At 66.9% G+C, this 21444-nt stretch carries 17 protein-coding genes; 3 read left to right on the forward strand and 14 right to left on the reverse strand.

The features are described from left to right. Positions 1-661: 661 nt before the first annotated feature. From GNX95_RS08875 to GNX95_RS08925, 11 genes are read right to left on the reverse strand one after another with little or no spacing between them, the layout of a single operon-like run. On the reverse strand, positions 662-1489 hold the full coding sequence (locus GNX95_RS08875; RefSeq protein ID WP_163506633.1) for an amidohydrolase family protein: 828 nt from the start codon (positions 1487-1489) through the stop codon (positions 662-664). Further along, positions 1486-2355, reverse strand: a complete 870-nt coding sequence (locus GNX95_RS08880) for an IclR family transcriptional regulator (protein ID WP_163506634.1) — start codon at positions 2353-2355, stop codon at positions 1486-1488. Before GNX95_RS08880 ends, GNX95_RS08875 begins: the two co-directional genes overlap by 4 nt. Next, a complete protein-coding gene (locus GNX95_RS08885; protein WP_163506635.1) occupies positions 2355-3893 on the reverse strand; it encodes an N-acyl-D-amino-acid deacylase family protein in 1539 nt (512 codons plus the stop codon). The genes GNX95_RS08880 and GNX95_RS08885 overlap by 1 nt, the downstream gene beginning before the upstream one ends. Continuing rightward, a complete protein-coding gene (locus GNX95_RS08890) occupies positions 3890-4879 on the reverse strand; it encodes an ABC transporter ATP-binding protein (RefSeq protein WP_163506636.1) in 990 nt (329 codons plus the stop codon). The genes GNX95_RS08885 and GNX95_RS08890 overlap by 4 nt, the downstream gene beginning before the upstream one ends. Further along, entirely contained in the window at positions 4876-5880 is a 1005-nt protein-coding gene (locus tag GNX95_RS08895) for an ABC transporter ATP-binding protein (protein ID WP_246281548.1), read from the reverse strand. The genes GNX95_RS08890 and GNX95_RS08895 overlap by 4 nt, the downstream gene beginning before the upstream one ends. Beyond that, positions 5877-6794, reverse strand: a complete 918-nt coding sequence (opp4C, locus tag GNX95_RS08900; protein WP_163506637.1) for an oligopeptide ABC transporter permease — start codon at positions 6792-6794, stop codon at positions 5877-5879. Before opp4C ends, GNX95_RS08895 begins: the two co-directional genes overlap by 4 nt. Continuing rightward, the gene (locus GNX95_RS08905) at positions 6791-7750 is read right to left on the reverse strand and encodes an ABC transporter permease (protein ID WP_163506638.1); all 960 of its coding nucleotides are present in this window, start codon (positions 7748-7750) and stop codon (positions 6791-6793) included. Before GNX95_RS08905 ends, opp4C begins: the two co-directional genes overlap by 4 nt. 1 nt (position 7751) lies before the next feature. After that, positions 7752-9374, reverse strand: a complete 1623-nt coding sequence (locus GNX95_RS08910) for an ABC transporter substrate-binding protein (protein ID WP_163506639.1) — start codon at positions 9372-9374, stop codon at positions 7752-7754. A gap of 26 nt (positions 9375-9400) precedes the next feature. Continuing rightward, entirely contained in the window at positions 9401-10258 is an 858-nt protein-coding gene (locus GNX95_RS08915) for a fumarylacetoacetate hydrolase family protein (RefSeq protein WP_222853467.1), read from the reverse strand. Then, positions 10255-11193, reverse strand: coding sequence for a Gfo/Idh/MocA family protein (locus GNX95_RS42435; protein ID WP_163506641.1), 939 nt, complete (start codon positions 11191-11193; stop codon positions 10255-10257). Before GNX95_RS42435 ends, GNX95_RS08915 begins: the two co-directional genes overlap by 4 nt. Next, positions 11190-12227: a Gfo/Idh/MocA family protein gene (locus tag GNX95_RS08925; protein ID WP_163506642.1), complete on the reverse strand. Its 1038-nt coding sequence runs from the start codon at positions 12225-12227 to the stop codon at positions 11190-11192. The genes GNX95_RS42435 and GNX95_RS08925 overlap by 4 nt, the downstream gene beginning before the upstream one ends. Before the next feature lie 139 nt (positions 12228-12366). On the opposite strand from GNX95_RS08925, the gene GNX95_RS08930 reads away from it, so the two are divergent. Then, entirely contained in the window at positions 12367-13695 is a 1329-nt protein-coding gene (locus GNX95_RS08930; RefSeq protein ID WP_163506643.1) for an aspartate aminotransferase family protein, read from the forward strand. Between the two features lie 56 nt (positions 13696-13751). Here GNX95_RS08930 and GNX95_RS08935 read toward each other — a convergent pair whose 3' ends face one another. The 3 genes from GNX95_RS08935 to GNX95_RS08945 all read right to left on the reverse strand — a co-directional run bounded on the left by GNX95_RS08935 (position 13752) and on the right by GNX95_RS08945 (position 18074). Further along, positions 13752-16058, reverse strand: coding sequence for a sialidase family protein (locus GNX95_RS08935; RefSeq protein ID WP_163506644.1), 2307 nt, complete (start codon positions 16056-16058; stop codon positions 13752-13754). A gap of 91 nt (positions 16059-16149) precedes the next feature. Next, the gene (locus tag GNX95_RS08940) at positions 16150-17634 is read right to left on the reverse strand and encodes an alpha/beta fold hydrolase (protein WP_163506645.1); all 1485 of its coding nucleotides are present in this window, start codon (positions 17632-17634) and stop codon (positions 16150-16152) included. A gap of 110 nt (positions 17635-17744) precedes the next feature. Further along, the gene (locus GNX95_RS08945) at positions 17745-18074 is read right to left on the reverse strand and encodes a cytochrome P450 (protein ID WP_222853468.1); all 330 of its coding nucleotides are present in this window, start codon (positions 18072-18074) and stop codon (positions 17745-17747) included. A 1046-nt stretch (positions 18075-19120) separates the two neighbouring features. On the opposite strand from GNX95_RS08945, the gene GNX95_RS08950 reads away from it, so the two are divergent. Both GNX95_RS08950 and GNX95_RS08955 read left to right on the forward strand, forming a co-directional pair. Then, complete coding sequence (locus GNX95_RS08950) at positions 19121-20479, forward strand: hypothetical protein (protein WP_163506647.1); 1359 nt, start codon at positions 19121-19123, stop codon at positions 20477-20479. Continuing rightward, complete coding sequence (locus GNX95_RS08955) at positions 20476-21441, forward strand: glutamate ABC transporter substrate-binding protein (RefSeq protein WP_163506648.1); 966 nt, start codon at positions 20476-20478, stop codon at positions 21439-21441. The genes GNX95_RS08950 and GNX95_RS08955 overlap by 4 nt, the downstream gene beginning before the upstream one ends. The last annotated feature ends 3 nt before the right edge of the window (positions 21442-21444 follow it).

The following is a 21444-nucleotide window of genomic DNA, read 5'->3' on the forward strand; positions in this document are numbered from 1 at the left end:
CGCGCGTTGGGTGGATGGTGAGGTTTCTGTTTGTCGCGTGGGGAGGTGGTTGCGGCGCCGGTTTGTTGCGTTGGGTGAAGTGGTGGGTTTTGTGCTTTGCGCGTTGGGGAGATGGGTGCGGCGCTGGGCTTGTTGCGTCACGTGATGTTGGGTTTTCTGCTTGGCGCGTTGGGGAGATGGTTGGGTCGTCTGTTTGTCGCGTCCGGGGTTGTTAGGTTTTCTGTTTGTCGCGTCAGGGGTTGTTGGGTCTTCTGTTTGGCGCGTCAGGGGGTGGTTGGGGTTTTTCGCCTACGCGGCGGTCGCTCCTGCGCGGAGGGCGACCTCGAGGGAGGGGGCGCGTGGCCGCCAATCGGTGTGCATGGGGCTGCGGCTGCGCGTTTGCGGGCGGGGCTGGGTTTTCTGGGCTTGCTCGGTCACCTATGGGAAGCGACCCGTCGGGATGAATGCCAAGCGATCGTGCTGTAGCGTTAAATGTCTGTCTTGCCGGTTGTTGTTTTGGTAGCAAGGCCTCCCTACGTGCGTCTGACGCACGCATGGGGGCCTTGCGAACATCGCGCGGTAGCTGGGGCGGTGCTGGTGTGACTCGTGTGGCTGATAATGCGGGTGAGGCGGGCTGGCTGCGTAATACATGTTTGACAAGACATCAAATCGAGACATTGTCTCAGCGGAGACCGAGCAATTCGCGGGGGTCGCTGTCTAGGAGGTGTTCGACGGTTTCGGTGCGAATCCCGGGGAGTCCCGGTTGGTTCATGGTGGCCAGCTCGCGAAGTCCGTCCATCGCGGCTGCCGGTGTCCATAGTGGATAGTCGGAGCCGAACAGGAGTTTCGGCACCACGTCCCACTCCTGTGCGCGCACGAGCGCCGCGAAGCCGTCGTACGGACGGGCCCAGGCGGCGGATACGTCGGCGAAAACTCGGGGATTCTTCCGCAACGTTACGATTGTCTCACGTTGCCACGGATGGCCGAGGTGCGCGATGATCTGGGTCAGCTCCGGATGCCGCCGCGCCACCTCGTCGACCACCAGGGGATTGCTCACCGACAGGTCGCCGGCCGGGCTTGGCGTGGCTCCCATGTGCCACAGCACGACCAAGCCGTTTTCCTTGGCCGCCTGGTAAAACGGATCGTACGCGGGATCTCGGGGGTCAAACAACGCCAGCACCGGATAGAGCTTGATGCCACGCAGTCCCCGTGCCACACCGTCGGCGAGTTGTTCTAGCACGTCCGGGTCGGTCGGGTCGAGTGACATGAAACCGATGGTCTCGGTTTTGGTACGAGCACAGAATTTCTCCACGAAATCGTTCGGCGTCGCGACCCCGGCAGCGGTGGCGCGCAGACCGAAGACGAAGGCCACCTGCACCGGCTTCATGGCACGGTCGTATTCGTCCGGGTCGATGTCCGGATACGGATGGCCGTAGACCGGCTGCCAGTGGTCGTGCCACTCGCAACCCCAGTGCTCGCTGAGCAGGCAATGAGTGTGGACGTCGATCACGCGGCGCCTCCGCGGGTCGGTGACAGGGACCGGTGCAGTTTTCGCAGCGCGGCGACCACATCCGGGTCGCCGGACAGCGCGTCGGCGGCCGCGCGCAACTGGTCGAGATAAGGTCGCAGGCGATCCGGCTGCACCTCGCCGGACGGACCGGACACGCTGACCGCGGCGACCGGCTCGCCGTCCACCGCGATCGGCACAGCCAGGCAGCGCAGGCCGACGCTGCCTTCGTTGTCGTCAAAGGCATATCCCTGCTCGGCCGTACGCCGCAGCTCGCGTCTCAACTCCGCGAGTGTGGTGATCGTGTGGTCGGTGCGGCGCGGAAACGGAGGTTTCTCAACGTGCGCCGCGATCCGGTCGGCCGGCACGCCAGCCAGCAGCATCTTTCCCAGCGCAGTGCAGTAAGTCGCGTCGCGCGAGCCGGTCGTGGCGGTGAACCGGATCGGCCGGTCCGGCTCCTCCACGCACACGTGCAACACCTGATCGCGGTCCAGCAGACCAAGATTCGCGGTCTGGCCGCTCGCCTGCGCCAGCTCGCGCAGATACGGCCCGGCGACCACCGACACGTCGAGCTCGGCGACGTACGCGGTGGACAGCATCTGCACCTTGTGTCCGAGCCGGAACGCCGGCCGTTCGTCCACGCGTACGACGAACTCCATCTCGGCGAGGACCGCGAGCAACCGGACCAGCGTGCTCTTCGGCAGGCCGGTGCGCTGGTAGAACTCCAGCAAGGTCAACGGTTGCGGACCCTCGGCCAGCATTTCCAGCAATGCCAGGCCGCGCGCCAACGCGTGCGCGTGATAGTTCGCCGACGCAGGCCGTGCGTCGTCCACCGCCGTCGCGGGTTTGATCTTCGCGGTACGCGCCATCACGCGCCTCCCGTCTCGTCGACGACGATCTCGCCGTTGGCGACGACCAACCTGATCCCCACCGGAAACCGTTGTGGATCCTGGAAAGTCGCCTGGTCGCACACCTGCTCCTGATCGAACACAACCAGGTCGGCGAGCCAGCCGGTGGCGATCCTGCCGCGGTCGGTCAGGCCGACGCGCGCCGCCGGCCTGCTGGTGCATTTCGCGATCGCCTCCACCAGACCGATTTTGCCGGCATAGCGGCCGAGCAGCCGCGGATAGCAGCCGTACGACCGCGGATGCGGCATGCCGCGACCGGTCGGACCGTCCGGGTCCAGCGCGAAGCCGTCCGACCCGATCACGGTCGCCGGATGGCTCAACGCGGCGAGGACGTCGTTCTCACTGCGTCCCCCGGCGACCATCGTCACCGCGTTTTCGTGTTCCAGCAGCAGATCCATGACGACCTCGGCACCATCTCGTTGTCCGGCCAGATCGGCAATCGTACGACCGACGACACCGGAGCCGTCACCGCCGACGCTGTTGACGGTGATCTCGTCCCAGCCGACCGGCGCGCTGGCCGACTCCGCCCTGATCCGCTCACGTACGGCGGGATCTCGCAGCCTGGCCAGCATCCGCTCACCACCGCCGCGCTGAGCCCACCCCGGGATCAGCTGGAACAGGCTCGCGTTTCCGGCGGTGTACGGATAAACGTCGACCGCCACGTCCACGCCGTCGCGGCGCGCCTCGTCGATCAGCTCCAGCGCTTGCTGGACGCTCCCCCAGTTTCGTTGGCCGACCGCGACAAGATGGGACAGCTGCGTCCGGCATCCGGTCAGCCGGCCGATCCGGACCGCCTGTGCCACCGAATCGAGCAGCTCGTCCGCATAGTCACGCATGTGCCAGCTGAAAAGACCGTCTCGCGACGCCACGACCCGACCGAGTGCGGCCAGTTCGTCGTCATCGGCGTACGCCGCCGGCGCGTACACCAAACCTGTCGACAGACCGACGGCGCCCGCGTCGAACTCGGCCTCCAGCAACGCACACATCCGCTCGAGCTCCTCGGCGGTCGCGGGGCGCTCGTCGAAGCCGACCGTGGCCGCCCGCAGCGGAATGTGCGCCGCGAGCGGCACGACATTGACGACAGGCCGGGCCTTCCTCAGCACATCAAGGTATCCGGCCAGATCCGGCCAGGTCCAGTCGATCGCCGGGTCGAGGTCGAGATAGCCGACCGCCGTGCGCAGCGCCGCGATGTCCACAGTGGACGGAAGCGGCGTCACGCCGAGTCCACAGTTGCCGATGACCTCGGTGGTGACCCCCTGCCGGATTTTGCTCAGCGCGCCAGGGTTTGACAGCAGGCTCAGGTCGGAATGCGTGTGGATGTCCACGAATCCGGGACACACAACCAGACCGGAGGCGTCGTACGTGCGTGCCGCCCGCACGCCGTCCAACGATCCGATGGCGACGATCCGGTCACCGGCGACGGCGACGCTCGCCTGGTACGCCGTCGCACCGGTGCCGTCGATCACCTGACCGCCGGTGATCAGCAGGTCGGCGATCACGGCGCCAGCTCAGGAAAATGACACGCGCTCGGATGACCGACGCCGAGCCGGTCGGTCAGCTCCGGCTCCTGTTCGGCGCAGATCGCCGCCGCCTTCGGACAGCGCGTGCGGAAACGGCAACCGGACGGCGGGTTCGCCGGACTCGGCACGTCTCCGGCCAGCACCAGGCGCTCGCGGCTGCCGCGCTGGTCCGGGTGCGACACCGGCACCGCCGACAGCAGCGCCTGCGTGTACGGATGGGTGGCCTGCTCGAAAACCTCGGCGCGCGTGCCGATTTCCACGATACGGCCGAGATACATCACCGCGACCCGGTGGCTGATGTGCCGGATGACCGACAGATCGTGTGAGATGAACAGAAATCCGAGCCGCAGGCGGTCCTGCAGCTCGGCCAGCTGGTTGACCACCTGAGCCTGGATCGACACGTCCAAGGCGGACACCGGCTCGTCCAACACCAGCAACTCGGGGTCGAGCGCCAGCGCTCTGGCCAGGCCGATGCGCTGTCGCTGGCCGCCGGAAAACTCGTGTGCGTAACGATTGGTGTGGTCAGGGGAAAGCCCGACCAGCTCAAGCAGCTCGCCGACCCGGTCGCGGTGATAGCGGCGCTGGATCCGCAGCGGTTCGGCGACGATGTCGTGCACCGTCATCCGCGGCGAGAGCGAGGAATACGGGTCCTGGAACATGATCTGCACCTTGGACCGCCACGGCCGAAGCGCCGCCTCGGTCAGTCCGGCCAGGTCCGTGCCGAGAAACTCGACCTTTCCGGCGGTCGGTTTCAGCAACCGTACGACCAGCCGGCCGGTCGTCGTCTTGCCGCAGCCGGACTCACCCACCAGACCCAACGTTTCCCCGCGCCGTACGGTGAAATCGACGCCGTCGACGGCACGGACCGCGCCGGTCTGCCGGCGCAGCACGCCGGACCGGATCGGCAGGTGCTTGACCAGGCCGCTGACCTTCAGGATCTCCTCGTTGTCCACGGACACGGTCATTTCAGCACCTTTCCCGCCGCCTCCAGTTCCTCGGCGAAATGACACGCGCTCGCATGGCCGGCCACGACATCGCGCAGCACCGGCCGCTGTTCGACACATTCGGTGCGATCGCGTGAATGTTCACAGCGCGGCTGGAACGGACAGCCGGCCGGCCGGTGCAGAGGGTTCGGCGGACTGCCAGGAATCGGCCGCAGCGCGCCGATCGGCTCGTCCAGCCGCGGCCGGCTGCGCATCAGCCCGACCGTGTACGGATGCCGCGGCGCGTCGAAAATCGTCCGCACGTCCCCCTGCTCGACGACCTGGCCGGCATACATCACCACCACACGGTCGGCGAGCTCGGCGATCACGCCGAGGTCGTGAGTGATCAGGATCGTCGCGCTCCGCGTTTCCTTCTGCGCTTTTCTCAGCAGGTCGAGCACCTGCGCCTGGATCGTCACGTCCAACGCGGTGGTCGGCTCGTCGGCGATCAGCAGCGCCGGATCGTTGGCGATCGCCATCGCGATCATCGCGCGCTGCCGCATGCCACCGGAATATTCGTGCGGCGCCTGACGAAACCGGCTCTCCGGGTCCGGGACGCCGACGAGCGTGAGAAGCTCGACCGCACGTTTCGCAGCAGCCGCGCCGCTCAGCTCCGGTTGATGCAGCCGCAAAGCCTCCACTATCTGCCGGCCGACCGCCACGACCGGATTCAGCGCGGTCATCGGATCCTGGAAGATCATCGCGATGTCGCCGCCGCGGATCCGCCGCAACTGCCGCGCCGGCAGCGCACGAAGATCCGTGCCGCGAAAGGCGATCCGGCCGCCGACCGTGCGGCCCGGCGGCCGGATGAGGCCGAGCACCGACATCGCCGTGACGCTCTTGCCAGAACCCGACTCGCCGACCACTCCGACGATTTCGCCAGCCTGCACAGAAAACGTGACGCCGTCCACGGCGCGTACGACACCTTCCTCGGTGCCGAACTCGACGATCAGATCCTCGATCTCCAGCAACGCGGCCATCATCTCACCTCCGCGCCGGCGCGCGGATCGACCGCGTCGCGCAGACCGTCGCCGACGAAGTTGACGGCAAGCACGGTCAGCGCGATCGCGATGCCCGGTGGAATCCACAGCCACGGCATGGTCTGGATCAGCGTCAGGTTCTGCGCGTCGTTGAGCATGCTCCCCCAACTCGCCTGCGGTGCCTGCACACCGAGCCCCAGGAACGACAAGGCCGCCTCGGAAAGGACGCTCGTCGCGACCAGCAGCGTCGCCACCACGCTTAGCTGCGAGACGACGGCCGGCACCAGATGCCGGACCAGGATCCAGCCGGTACGCGCGCCGGCCGCGCGTGCCGCGTGGATGAACTCCTGTTCTCGCAGGCTCAGCACCAAGCCACGGACCATCCGGCAGGAGGTCGGCCAGTTTGTCAGCGCCAGCACGACAATGAGCATCGGTACGCTCGGACCGAGGATGCCGGCGAGCACCACGACCACGACGATGGACGGAAATGACAGCACGATGTCGGTCACCCGCATCACCGCCGTGTCCACCCAGCTGCCGAGAAGACCAGCCAGAGCACCGAAAACCAGGCCGAGCACGACCGCGAGGAGCGCTGCGACCAGCCCAACGGTCAGCGACACGCGACCGGCGTGGAGCAGGCGCGTGAACACGTCGCGGCCGGAGGAATCGGTGCCGAGCAGGTGCGAAGCCGATGGCGCCTGCCGGAAAGCGTACAGATCAACGGAGTTCGGGTCGTACGACGTCACGATCGGTGCGAACAATGCCAAAAGGACGATGAGCAGGAGCACGACCGCGCCGGCGACCGCCAACCGGTTGCGCAGGAACCGGCGGATCGCCAGCCGTGCCGGCGACCGTCGCGACACCGGCGCCGGTGCCTCGACCCGCGTCGCCGGCGGTGGCACGTCCAGCGCCGTCATGAGAGCCGGACCCGTGGATCGGCGACGGCGTAAAGCACGTCGGCCAGCAGGTTGCACAACAGGACCAGCACGCCGATGTAGAGCGCGAATCCGACGACGACCGGATAGTCCAGCGCGGCCACCGAACTGACCACCAGCTGGCCCATGCCGGGCCACGAGAAGATCTGCTCGATCACCACCGCTCCTCCCAGCAGCTGCGGAATGTAGATCATCACGATGGTGATCAGCGGAATCAACGTGTTTCGCAGCGCGTGCCGGAAAACCACGCGCCACGGCGACGCGCCTTTGGCGACCGCGGTGCGGACATAGTCGGCGTTGAGCTCACCGATCAGGCCACCACGTACGTAACGCACCATCGGACCGGCGACCGACAGGCCGAGGATGGTGGCCGGCAGCACCAGATGTCGCAGGATGTCCGCACCACCGCCACCCCCTGGGGTGCTCATGCCAGCTGACGGAAGAATCCGCAGATTCAACGAGAAAACGTAGATCGCGGCGATGCCGACGAAGAAGCTCGGCACCGACACGGTGGCCATGCTGAGCACGGCCGCCGTGTAGTCGACCGCGCTGTTACGGCGTACGGCCGCGATCGTGCCGACCAGCGCTCCGAGGATGATGCCGATGGCCAATGCCGTCCCCATCAACAAAACCGTCGGCCCGAGCCGCTCGGTGAGCACGTCAGCCACCCCGCGGTGGCTGACGTACGACACTCCGAGGTCACCGGTCACGGCTCGGCGCAGCCAGGAAAAATACTGCAGCGGCAACGGCTGGTCGAGACCGAGCTCGTGTCTTTTCATGGCCAGGAAACCAGGTCCGGCGCCCTGTGCCTGGGTCGGGTCGATCATGACCAGCACCGGATCGCCTGGCGCGGCCCGGACCAGCGCGAAGATTCCCACGCTCAGGCCGAAGAACACCAGGACGTTGACCAGCAGCCGGCGGATGACGTACGCGACCATGTCAGCCGCTGAGCTTCCACTGGTAGGCGTTCCAGAACACCAGCGTGAAGTTGCCGTGTCCGGTAAAACCGGTCAGTTTCTTGTTGTAAGCCCAGATCGTGTCCGGGCTGTAGGCCCACAGATACGAGCTTTCCTGGTTGTCCAACCTGGCCACCTGCTGGTAGATGCCGAGCCGCTTGGCGTCGTCAGGCTCCGCGACGGCCTGGTCGAGCAACGCGTCGATCTTCGGATCGCAGAACCGCGAGATGTTGCCGGCCTTGAGCGGGATCGCCTTGCACGACAGGATCGGCGCCACCGACGAACCGTCCACTGTGTACAGACCGCCGCCGAACAGGGTCAGGTCGAAGGTGGCCTTGTCCTGGATCTGGCCGAGCTCAGCGGCCTGCACCTGCTTCGGCACCACCTTGATGCCGACCGCGTTGAGCTGGCTTTGCGCCAGCGTCACGAAATCGTCGCGGTCGCGGGTGCCCGGGATCCAGGCCAGCGTCACCGGCTTCGACGAGTCCCAGTGCGCGGCGGCGAGCAAAGCCTTGGCCTTGGCCGGGTTGTACGCGTAGTCGTCGATCCCCGACGGGACGAACTTCCCCATCAGCGAGGTGTTCGGCACCAAGCCATAGCCGCCGAGCGACTTCTGCACGAACTGTTTGCGGTCCAGCGCGTACAACATCGCCTGGCGCACACGCGGGTCCCTGAACCGCTGCTGCGTCTGGTTCACGGCGACGCGGACGAAACCGTTGCCGCCTTTCTGCGATACGGTCGTCAACCCCGACATCCCCTGCACGGTCTTCGCGTCGGTCGCGGCCACCTGCGCGAGCGTCAGCTCGCCGGTCCCCAACTGCGCGGTGGCAACGTCCGAGGTGACGGTTTTCAGGAATATCCGGTTGATCGAGGCCGGCTGGCGGAAGTTGGGGTTACGTACGACCTCGACGTACTGGTCGGTGCGATACTGCACGAAGGTGTACGGACCGGCGCCGACCGTCGGTTTGTTCCAGAACGGGTCGTCCTTGATCTTGTCGATCGGGACGTTGCCGAGCACGTGCTGCGGCACGATGAACGCGTACGTGCCGCCGGCGATGTTGGAGAGCAGGCCGCGGTTGGCGCTGTTGAGCTTCACCACGAAGGTGTCGGGATCCGGCGCGGAGAAGCCGGCGATCGTCTTTGCCTTACCTGAGGTGAAATCCTTGACCCCGACGACGTCGGCCAGCCGGCCGGCCATGCCGTCGCTGACTGCCGGGTTGGCCAGCAGCTGATAGCTGAACAGCACGTCGGCGGAGGTGAGCGGCTTACCGTCGCTCCACTTGAGTCCCTTGCGCAGGTGGAAAGTGTAGGTCTTGCTGTCCGGCGAGATGTCCCATGACTGCGCCAGCCGCGGCTCGTACTGGTAGGCGGCGTTGACGCTGACCAGGTTGTCGAAGACCAACGACATGACCTGGCCTTCGGCGCCGGCGAAGGAGTCCAGCGGACTGAACCGTTTGGGTTTCTGGTAAAGGTAAACGCTGAGGTCCGAGCCGCCTCCCTGACCGCTCGTCCCGCCGTTGGTGGGGTCGGAGCAGGCGGCCACGCCTGCCATCAGTGCGGTGGCCGTCCCCACCGCGGCCAGCCTGGCCAGCAACCGTCGTCTCACGTCGTTCTCCTCCGCGCAGTTGCGCTTTACCGTCCCCGTCCGACAACTTTGTTGGTGAGGACACCGAGGCCGCCGATCGAGATGGCGATCTCGTCGCCGGCGGCCAGAAAGTCCCCGCTGGCCACGCCGACCCCGGACGGGGTCCCGGTGAGCAGCACGTCCCCCGGTTCGAGCGTCATCAGCCGGGACGCGAAGGCGACCAGTTCGGCGACGCTGAAAATCATCTGCGCGGTGGATCCGCGCTGGCGTACGACATCGTTGACCCGCAGCTCGATCGGCAGGTCCTGTGGGTCCGGCACTTCGTCGGCGGTGACCAGATACGGCCCCATCGGCGCGAAGCCGTCCAGCCATTTCCCGGCCAGCCAGTCGAAAAAACCGACCGCCGCGTCACCGGACTCGCGCTCGTAGCCGTAGTCCATCGAACGCGCGGACACGTCATTGGAAACCGCATATCCGGCGACGATGTCCAGCGCGGCACTGACGTCGACATCCTTGGCTCGGCGGCCGATCACGACGGCCAACTCCGCTTCCCAGTCGACCTGCGAGCTCACCTCCGGCAACGTGATCGCGTCGCCAGGACCTATGATCGCGGTCGGTGGCTTGAGAAACAGCCGCGGTGCCAACGTTTTCTTCACCAGCGGCGCCGCACCCGCCTCGGTGACGTGCTCCTGGTAGTTGGCCGCGACCGCGAGCAGCTTGCCCGGCCGCAGGAGCGGCGCCACGATGTCCACATCGGACAGTGCGTACGCGGGTCCGTCCGCTGGCGTCTCCGCTTTTTCCAGCAGAGCGGCCAGGTCACCGTCGCCAAGCTCCACGACCTTGTCGCCGTCGGCCAGCCGGCCGTGGCGGACCGTGCCGGCACGCACGTACGTCAACAGCTTCACGAAGCAACCCTTTCCACCCGACCGTTGCGCGACGAACGGACCGCCGCTTCCAGCACCGACGCAACCGCCACGCCGTCGGCCGGTCCGAGCGCTCGCCGGCCTGTCGTGATGGCCTGATGCAGCTCGCCGACCAGGCTGTCCACTGTGGACTGGCCGACCCAGCCGGTCTGCCATTCGTCCTGGGTTCGTAAGGTAAATCCTGGTTTCGCGGTGTCGACGGTCAACGTGCCGTGTGAGCCGCTGATCCGATAGCGGTGCAGGCCGATGCCGGAGCCACCGGCGAGCCGCGGGCCACGACCGATCGTCACAGTCGCGTTGAGGCCGCGCTCATAACCAAGGCTGAGCACGGTGACATCGCCCCTACCGGAGGTGACAAACACGTCACGCACCGCCAAACCGGTGATCGCGGTGACGACATCCAATGGATACACCGCAAAGTTGACCAGTTCGCCATCCGGACACGGAGTGCCGCCGGCGGCAAGGAAATCGGCCTGGACGTTCCACGGCAGTCCGATCCGACCCGCCGCGACCGCAGCGGCGGCCGATCGTACAGCCGGATGAAAACGCAGATGGTGGGCCGGAAGACAAGCAACACCGGCATCGGCGGCGGCGGTCGCGATTGCCTCCGCATCCGCCGCTGACAACGCCATTGGTTTGTCCACCAACGCGTGCTTTCCGGCGGCCAGCACCTCTTTCAGCGTGGCCAATCGATCGTCCGGCCGCGTACACACGCTGACCACGTCGCATTCGTCCAACGCGCTGGCGAGATCGTCGACGTGGCGCACGCCGAGTTCTTTGGCGGCGGCAACGGATCCGGTCGCGGCGACGACGGTGAAGCCGTCGTGTCTTTCGAAGGCTGGCGCATACATCTGCGTCTGATGGTCCTGGTCGCCGAAGCCCGCGAATCCGGCCAGCAAGACGCGCAACGTCCTCATCGGGTCACCTCCTCGAGCGACACCGGTGCGCCGAGCGAGATCGAGCGCTCGGCCGCCTCCCCCATCGCCACCGCGAGCAGACCGTCCAATCCGGACACTGCCGGCTTCTCACCGCGTACGGCCGAAAACCACGCGTCCAGCTGCGCGGCGAAACCGTCCGTGCCAGCTGTCGCGAGCAGGCCGGGGCCGCGTTCGTCGACGACCACACTGGCTTCGGCGTCCCACGGCAGCGTGAGCAGGCCGCCGTTTCCCTGCACCACAACGTCACGCTGGCCAAACGCCGCCGGCCGATGACCGCGGCTCATCTCGCAGACCGCAACGGCGCCGTCGTCATAACGCACCACCATTTCCAGGTGGTCGAAGATGTCCAGCTCCGGACTCGTCGGCCGTTGGCCGCGAGCGAAAACACTGACCGGCCGCTGCCCGATCCACCATGTCACCAAATCCAGCAGGTGCACGCCGTTGTGCAACGCGTGTCCGCCGCTGCGCGCCGGATCGAGCATCCAGCCGCGCCAGTCCGGCCAGATCCAACCGCCGAGGATCGACAGCCGCACCAGGCTCGGCCGGCCGATCGCTCCGGCGTCGATCGCCCGCTTCACCGCTCGGCCGTAGTCATAGAACCGATGCGTGTGCGCGGCCGTCAGCGTCACACCGGCTTCCTCGTACGCGTCAACGACTTTTCGCGCATCGGTGGCGTTGGTCGCCAGTGGTTTCTCCACCAGCACGTGTTTTCCGGCCGCGGCGATTTCCAGTGCCAAATCCGAATGTGTGTGGTTTGGCGTACAGATGATGACGCCGTCCACACCTGGCCACGAAAGTGCGTCCGAGAGCGTGGTGCTCCACCGTACGCCGCCGTGTGCTCGCGCGGCCGTTTGCGCGCGCTCGGCCACGGCGTCGACGATCCCGACCAACTCGCCGTCGCCGCGTTTGTGAAGCGCGGCAAGGTGTTGCTCGGCGATCCCGCCGGCACCGACCACCAACACGCCGACCCGCTGGTCAGCGCCGTCGGCGTCGGACGTGGAACCAGATTCCATGGCGGACCATGTTCAGCCGAGCCGGCCTCGCTGTCAAGTCCCTGTCGGACCAGTCGCCAGCCGCCGTTGACATGAAATGCCGCGGCGCATAGCGTCCACGGCCTGGAACGCGATTCCACATCAGGGGCGGGACGGGTTGATGCGAGCGAACGCAAGCGGTGCGGGGGAAAAACCGGAGGGACGACGGCGGCACGAGGCGGCCAGCCGGGTGATCCCCGGCGGGGTCAACTCGGCCACCAGATTCGTCGGCGAACCGTACGCCTTCACCGAGGCGGCCGGTGCGTACGTCACGGATGCGGACGGACAGCGTTATCTGGACTATCACGCCGCTTTCGGCGCGATCATGCTCGGCCACAACGCGCCGGTCGTGCAGGACGCCGTACGTGCCGCGCTCGACGGCGCTGACCTGATGGGCCTCGGCGTCAGCGACCTGGAGATCCGGCTGGCCGAGCTGGTGACCGAGATGATCCCGAGCGCCGAGCAGATGATCGCGGCGACCAGCGGCAGCGAGGCCGTCTCGCAGGCCGTACGGCTGTGCCGCACGGTCACCGGCCGCCGATTCATGCTGAAATTCCAGGGTGGGTTCCACGGCTGGCAGGATGCGGTGGCGCGCAACGTGATCTCCACGCCGGAGCGTGCGTACGGCCCGGATCCGCTCTCCGCCGGCATCCTACCCGACGCGCTGGACGCGACGCTGATCGCCGAGTTCAACGACCTCGACTCGGTCGCCGAGCTTTTCCAGCGATATCCGGAACAGATCGCCGCGGTGATCCTTGAGCCGATCCCGCACAACATCGGCGCGTGCGTGCCGACACAGGAATTCGTGCAAGGACTGCGAAAACTCACCGACGAAAACGGCGCACTGCTGGTTTTCGACGAGGTGATCACCGGATTCCGGCACGCGCCAGGCGGCTATCAGGAAGTCTGCGGCATCCGGCCTGACCTGACGACGTTTGGCAAGGCGATGGCCAACGGCTATCCGATCGCCGGCGTCGCCGGCCCGGAGCGCCTGATGCGCCACTTCAGCTCGGCCGGCGGCGACGTGCTGCTGGCCGGCACGTACAACGGCCATCCAGTGTGCGCGGCCGCCGCCATCGCCACAATGACCTACCTGCGCGAAAATCCGGACTTCTACCAGCGTACGCACCAGCTCGGTGAGCGCGTACGCACCGGTCTCGCCGGCATCGCGGCCGAGCTCGACATCGCCGTCAACGTCAGCGGATTCGGCGGGGTCTTCGCGATGTACTTCCTCGACGGACCGGTCCGCGGCTATCGCGACCTGCTCGCCAACAACCACGACGCGTATGTCGGTTTTCACCGCAGGATGACCGAATCTGGCTTCCTGATGCTGCCGATGAGCCTGAAACGCAACCACATCAGCGCCGTGCACACCGAGGCCGACATCGACCGTACCTTGGAAGCGAGCCGTGACGTGCTGAAATCCTTGCGTGCGGACGGAATCTGCTAGCCGCTCCGCGCCGACGGCGACCCTCGCGGCGGTAAAAACGGAAGTATCGAGTGCGGCTAGCTGACCGAAACCTGGCGGGACCAGACGGCGTACGGTGACGGCGTCGGCGAGGACCAGTTGGCGCCGCGGTCGCCGAAGACCAGCAGATGGCTGTTGTCCAGCGCGACCAACGTTCCGTTGGCGGAGTTCTGGTAGTCAGCCATCACCGACCGGTCCCAGGTGCGGCCGCCGTCGGACGAGACGAGCAGCGACAGGCCCGGCCTGCCGGTCAACATGACCAAAGAGTCAGGACCGACCTTCACCAGGCTCGGAAAGACGCTGTAGGTGGAAAACCCGTTGCCGTTCTCCAGCGGTGCCGCCGCGCTCCAGGTCGCCCCGTTGTCGGTCGAACGCGAGTAATACATCGGAAGATAGCCGCCGATTCGCATCGCCATGAACAAAGAGCCGTCGGCGGCGCGTTCGAAACCGCCTTCACAGAAGCCTTCGTAGCGGCCATCGGTCGTCAGCGCCGGGTCGACGGCGACCGTCGCGCGTACGGTCCAGTTGAGGCCGCCGTCCGACGACGCGAGCACGATCTGCCGGTATTTGGTGTCGTTCTTGTAATAACCGTATCCGGACTGCAGCAGCGTGCCGTCCGGGTTCTCGATCACCTTGTGCACCAGCACGAAACCGCCAAGCGGCGAGCCGGGTCGGTCGGTCACCGAGGAGATCTGCCGCATTTCCTGCGGTGCCGTCATCCGGCCGGTACGCCGCGTCCACGTGACGCCGTTGTCGGTCGAGACGGCACTGTCGACGGTCGCCTGCAGGTTTCCGGTCACCATGTAGGTGTGGTAGTTGACCGCCAGCAACGTGCCGTTGCCGAGCCGCGTCATGTTGTACGACGCCTCGGCCGGCATCGGGTTGCTGGTCTGCGCGTCGACCCAGCTCGCGCCGCCGTCGTCGGAATACGCGTATTCGTTTCCGTTGCTGTTGCTGGTGTCCGCGTGCGCCGGATAGCTCACCAACACGCGCTGTCCGGTGCCATGCGGCACGACGACGGCGGTGTTGGGCATCTGGACGATCGTGCTGGCCGAGGCGATGGTGACCGGCGCGCCAACGGTGAACCGGCCCTTGGCGCCTGGCGGCATCACACCGGCGCCACCGAAGCCAATGTTGTCAACGAAAACGGTGTCGCCGGTGGTCGGTGTGCCGTTGCTGGCGAAGCCATAGCCGGTGATCGACGTCGCCTCGCGTACGCCCTGCGGTCCGCCTTCGCCGACGTAGGTTCCATTGACACTCACATAAACCGCGCTCTGGTCGGCCGGCACCGCGAGCTCGAAGCTGGACCACGCCGACATCGGCACGGTGCCAGGCAGCGCGAGCGGCGTCCAGACGCCACCGTCGTACCAGTTGATGCCGCCGGCGCCGGTCACCGCCAGGTGGAAAATCGTGGACACGCCGTCGATGCCGCGACGCGTGCCGTTGATGTCGATGAGAAACCCGTTTGGCAACGCCGCCGGAAACGCCACGAACCGCAGGTCCGCGCCGTGTTGTGCGGGCCGGTCGCAGACGACCTGGACGATCGCGGAGGTCGACTGGTCGTTGATGAGCATCGACTTCGTGCTGTTGTACGCACGTTGGTTGCTCACCACCGCCGGCGTTTTCCCGCTTGGCGTCACGCAACCTGTCGGCACCGCGCCGACCGGCTCGTTCTCGAAGGTCTGCATCGCCGGCACGGCCGCGAAACTCACGCTGTCGACATATACGCGATCACCGACCGGCACCGTGCCGGTGCTGGCGAAGCCGAATCCGGTGACGCCGCTGATGGTGATGGCACCCCATTTTCCGCCGGTGCCCACGAAATGGCCGCCGACCGACACGTACGCGCCGGCATAGTTGGACGGCACGGCGACCTCGATCTGGCTCCACTGCGTCGACGGCACGGAGCCGGCCGGCGCGAACTGATGCCAGGCACCGTCGTACGAACTCAGTGAGCCGTCGGCGGAGACCAACAGGTGGAAGACCGGTGATGGCGTGCTGGAGGCGGTGGTCGTGCCGAGGATGTCGACCATGAAACCGTTGGCGGCTTCCGGAAACGCGGCGAAAGCCAGATCCGCGCCGGACTGGCTGGCCGACGAGCAGGTGATCGCGGTCATCGCCTGACTGGTCTGATCGTCGACCTTCAGCGAATGGCTGCCCTCGTACGCGCGGTCTGCGCTCACGACGGCGGCGGCGCGGCCGGCCGGCGTCACACAGCCGGCCGGCGTGGCACCGACCGCGTCGGTTTCGAAGCCGTATGCCACTGGTGCGGCCGATGCCGGTGCCGCGGCGACGAGTGCCGCCGCGGCCAGCGCGAGGACCGTGAGCAACCGCCGAACCGGCATGACCGCCTCCTGGACCGGAATGTTATAGCGGTCAAATATCTCAGGAGTTCGTTCCATGTCAACGGCGATCGGCGAACGGACCGCAGACCAGCTACGGAAATATCGGCGTGTCCTGAGCGCATTGCGCGCCAGCCGGTGGCAGTGCGCCGGAGATGAGATACGCCGTCCGATAACGGCCGATGCAGGCGCTGGCCTGTGAGGTGTGGCCGAATCCGTTGAGCGCCAACAACCGCGCGTCTGCGAGCTCGCGGGTCAACCCCTGCGCCATCGGATAGCTGGTGTCCGGGTCGTGCGTGGTCGCGATGACCAGGATGGGCGCGGAGGTCCGGCGGTCCCACGGTCCCGCGTACGGCCGGTCGTCGCTCGACGGCCAGGTCGGGCAGGCCAGCTCGTTGGTCAGCGCGGCGCGGCCGAAAGCCGGTGCGGCACGGTCGAAAACGTCTTCCAGCGGCGGATAGATCCGCTGGTCGGCCGGCATCGGACCGTCGACACAGCTGGTGCCGTAATAGGCGTCGGTCACATTGTACGAATAGCCCGCGGCGGCCTGTTTCTGTGTCGCGGTTTTCTGTGTCGCCGTGCCGAAAGCGAGGTCGTAGACGCGCTGCCACTCGGCGGCCATCGGCGCCAGCTTGGACAGGTAGTAGAAGGCATTGACCATCTCGTCGGAGAGGTCGGAGATGGTCATCGACCCGACCGGCCCCTGCCGGAGTCTGGCCCACAATCGGTCAAACTTCTGTTGCGGCGTCAGATCTCCGCCGTAGAACGCGCATTTCGGTCCGGCCGCCTGGCAGGCCGACAGGATCGCGGTCAGCGCGTGGTCGCTGCCTTTGGCGTGTACGAGCAGATCCGCGAGCCGGTGGTTCGTCCGCTGTTCCGCGTCGATCGGTCCGTCCAGGACGAGCGCTCGGACGCGGTTCGGAAACAGGTTCGCGTACGTGGCACCGAGCAGCGTGCCGTACGAATAGCCGACATAGCTCAGCTTCTGGTCACCGACGGCCTGGCGCAGCGCGTCCAGGTCACGCGCCACGTTGGCCGTCGTCAGGTGATGCAGGATGCTCGTCGCGTGGCCGGCGCAGGCCGCGCCGTACGCCTTGGCGTCGCGCAAATCCGTCGCGACCTCTGCCGAAGTGACCGGATAGTCGACAAAGCTGCCGAGAACGGCCTGGAAGTCCTGATTCGTGGCGAAACACTGAAGCGGCGCGCTCTGCGAGACACCGCGAGGGTCGAAGCCGACGACATCGAACCTCGCGATGACGTCCTTGCCGAGCCTGGCCTCGGCGTTCTGCGCCTCCACGCGGCCGGAGACCCCCGGGCCGCCGGGATTCACGAAGATGGTGCCGATCTTGTGTGCCTGGTCGTCGGCTTTGCGCCGCTCCAACGAAAGCGAGATGGTCTCGCCGCCAGGATGCCGATAGTCCAACGGAACGGTGAACGTGCCACAGTCCAACGTGGCCGCCGTCGGACACGGCGTCCAGTCGATCGTCGTCGTCGCCGCCGTCTCCTGCGGCACCAGCACGGCCGCTGTTATCAGAACGACCGCGAAAAGGCGGCGTATCCGCCGGCTGTGCTGTCCCATCCCGGTGGCCTCCTCGCCTCGGCTGACCTGAGAACAGTAGGCCAGCCGCAGCCGAGAGGAGCGCGGTTCACATCGCGAAACCTTGCAGAAACCTTGCGGACGCCGAGAAGTCAGCCGACGGTGAGCGGCAGGAACTTCAGCGACCGGAACTCCAGGTTGGAGTTCCAGATCGGGTCACCGGCCAGGCTGATCGCCGGAAAACGGTCGAACAGCGCGGCGAAGAACCATTTCACCTCCAGCTTCGCGATCTGCTTGCCGAGGCACACGTGCGGTCCGGTGCCGAAGGACAGATGCTTTCCGCTGTCGTGCCGGGTGATGTCAAACTCGTTGGGACGCTCGAAACGACGCGGGTGACGGTTGGCCGCGCCAAGGAGCAACGCGACGTTCCGGCCTTCCTCGATCACCTTTCCGCGGATCCGCGCGCACCATGTAGCCGGCACCGCCGGAGACCAGCACGCCGCCGGCCTCACCGGGGTTGCGCTCCGGCTCCAGTACACGCCGCAGCCGGCACACCTACGTCTGCACGGCGTTGCGCCTGTCCCGCGGCGGCCGGCTGCCCCAGACCGCGGCGGCGATGTCCTGGACCGGCACATACCGGTTCATCTCCAGGACGAGAGTGGCCAGCACCGCCTGCTGTTTGGCCCATCCAAGCTCGGTAAATTCCCGCTATTTCTCTATATCGCCCAGCTGTTGTGTGTGGCGTCGTGTGCGGCGGCAGCCGGCGAGCGGGCGTCGGTGGCTGCGGGTCGGTCTGTGGGGTCCGACGGGTTGGGTTTTCGGTTGTTGGGGAGGTGGTTGGGTTTTCGCCTGCGCGGCGGGCGCTCCTACGCGGAGACCTCAAGGGAGGGGGCGCGGGAACGCCAATCGGTGTGCATTGGGGATGCGGGCGGCGGTTTGCGGGCGGGGTTGGGTCTGCCGGGCTTGCTCGTTCTCCCCGTATGGGAAGCAACCCGTCGGCATGGACGCCAACGATCGTGCCGTAGCGGCTGACTGCGTAATACTTGTTTAACAAGACATCAAAACGGACATCTGTTACAGCCAAGCGATCACAGCAGCATTACCAGCCTCAGTAGTCACACCCGTCACAGCTTCTGGTGATCGCTGTAGCGTGAAGGCCTTGTTTCTTGCGTCCAACGCTAGCAACTCGACATTCATGCCATCTGTGAACCTCGTCAGGCGGACATTCAGCGCTACATCCGCCTTTTCGTCCCACATACTGGACTTTCACGCCACTCATCGGGACGCCATGGCACCCCCGGCGCCCTAGCACACTCCTGGTCCGGACAAACCGCACCACACCACCCAACCGCAACAAACATGAAACCCAGCCATCCCCAAACGCGACAACCAGGAAAACCCAGCAACTTCCCAACGCAAGAAAATGACCCGTACCCACACCCCGACCCGAGACACACCCAGCGCACCCGAAACCGCTATCAGCCGCCACCTCCAGCGCATAACCCAAAACTCCGCGCGCGTTGCCGGGATGCGAGACGATGTGATCACCGAGAAAGGCGACCACATGGCGGTGACAACGGCCCCACCGAAGCTCGCGCCGGCGACCTCGCAGCCGAGGCGGCCGCGGTTTGGCGCGCGGTGGCCGATGCCGGTCGTGCTCGGCGGCCTGGCGGTCGCGCTGATCGTGCTCAGCCTGTTGTACGGCGCCATCGGTCTGGGCGACGCGCAGGGCCGGTCGCAGTCGCTCGACCAGCTGGCCGGCAGCAGCGGACCGCTCAGCGCCGCCGCACAGGACCTCTACCGCGCCCTCTCGGACGCTGACGCGACCGCGACCGGCGCGTTCCTGGCCGGTGGGCTGGAGGCGCCGGCGGTACGCGACCGGTACGAGCTGGACATCGCCGCGGCCACGAGGTCGCTGGCCACCGCGGTGGCGGCGCGCGATCCGGACGATCTCCGGCAGTCGGACCATCCGCTGGTCATCCTGTCGATGCAGGTGCCGGTCTACACCGGGCTGGTGGAGACCGCGCGCGCCAACAACCGGCAGGGCCTGCCGATCGGTGCCGCCTACCAGCGCGAGGCCTCCAACCTGATGCGTACGCAGCTGCTGCCGGCCGCGCAGCGGCTCGCCGAGAGCGAGTCGGCGCAGGTGTCCGCCGACCAGGACAGCGCCGGCGCTATCCCGGTCCTTGCGATCCTGGTGCTCCTCGTGCTGCTCGGCCTGCTCTGGTTCACCCAGCGCGAGGTGTCCCGCCATGCCAACCGCGTCGTCAACGTCGGCTTGCTGGCGGCGACCGGCGCGGTCGTCCTCGCCACGCTCTGGATGGCGGTCGGTACGACCATCGCGGTCAGCCAGGTGAGCGCGAGCCGGTCCGGCGGATCCGCGCAGGCCAACGCGCTCGCGCAGATCCGCGTGACCCTGCTGAAAGCGCGAGCCGACGAGACTCTGACCCTGGTCGCACGCGGCAATGGCCAGACCTACCAGGACGATTACGGCCAGCTGACCAAGCCGGTCGGCGGCGCGCTGACCGCCGCGCGCGACGCCGCCACGGATCCGGCCGTACGCGCCGACCTCCAGGCGGCGAGCCAGATTTTCCAGAGCTGGCAGGTCGTCCACAAGTCCATCCGCGCGTACGACGACCAGGGCAACTACGACCGGGCGCTGGCACTGACCATCGGCGGCGACCGCGGCAGCGCGGCCACCGCGTTCGACCAGCTCGACACCAGGCTGCGTGACGCCATCACGCGTACGCGCACGTCCTTCGAGCAGGACATCGCCGCTGCTAACGGCGCGATGACGGGTCTCGCGTACGGCACCGCGCTGCTGGCGTTGGTGGCCGCCGCCGGCAGCACGTACGGCCTGTGGCAGCGGCTGAAGGAGTACCGATGATGCGCCGAGTCGTCCTCGCCGTCGCGGTGAGCGTGCTGCTGCTCACCGGCTGTGGCGCGCAGCCGATCGCCAACCAGCCGGTCAGGGCGGTGGAGCCGCTGCCACCCGGTGCGAAGGAGCTGACCAACCCGGCCAAGCCGGCGCCGGAAAACTGCGGCGATCCGACCGCGAGCCTGCGGCCGGGCGCGCTGCCGAGTCCCGGGCAGATGCCGGCCGGCTCGACCATGCAGAAGATCGCACTGCGCGGCTCGCTGATCGTCGGCGTCGACCAGAACACCTACAAGGTCGGCTATCGCGACCCGTTCAGCGGCCAGATCGAAGGCTTCGACATCGACATCGCGCGCGCGGTCGCGAAGGCGATTTTCGGTGACCCCAACCGCATCCAGCTGCGCGTACTCACCTCCGCGCAACGCGTGCCGGCGCTGCAGGACGGCACTGTGGACATCGTCGTACGCACCATGACGATCACCTGCGCACGGCTCAAGCAGGTCGCCTTCTCGACCGTCTACTACCAGGCCAACCAGCGCATCCTCGCCAAGAAGGCGTCCGGCATCGGCAGCGCCGCCAACCTCAACGGCAAGAAGGTGTGCGCCACCAGCTCCTCCACCAGCCTCGGCACCATCGTCGCGGTCGCGCCGAAGGCCAAGCCGGTCGCCGCGACCGACTGGACCGACTGCCTGGTGATGCTGCAACAGGACCAGGTCGACGCCGTCTCGACCGACGACACGATCCTCGCCGGCATGGCCGCGCAGGACCGCTACACACAGGTCGTCGGTCCGTCGCTGGCGCCGGAGCCGTACGGCATCGCCGTGCCGCTCGGCAAGGCCGACATGGTCCGGTTCGTCAACGGCGTGCTGGAGCGGATCCGCGCCGACGGCACCTGGCAGGCCGCGTACGACCGCTGGCTGGCCGGCCTGCTCGGTCCGGTCTCCGGTCCCCCACAACCGCGTTATCGCGGGTGAGCC

The organism is Fodinicola acaciae (assembly GCF_010993745.1).
GTDB lineage: Bacteria > Actinomycetota > Actinomycetes > Mycobacteriales > HKI-0501 > Fodinicola > Fodinicola acaciae.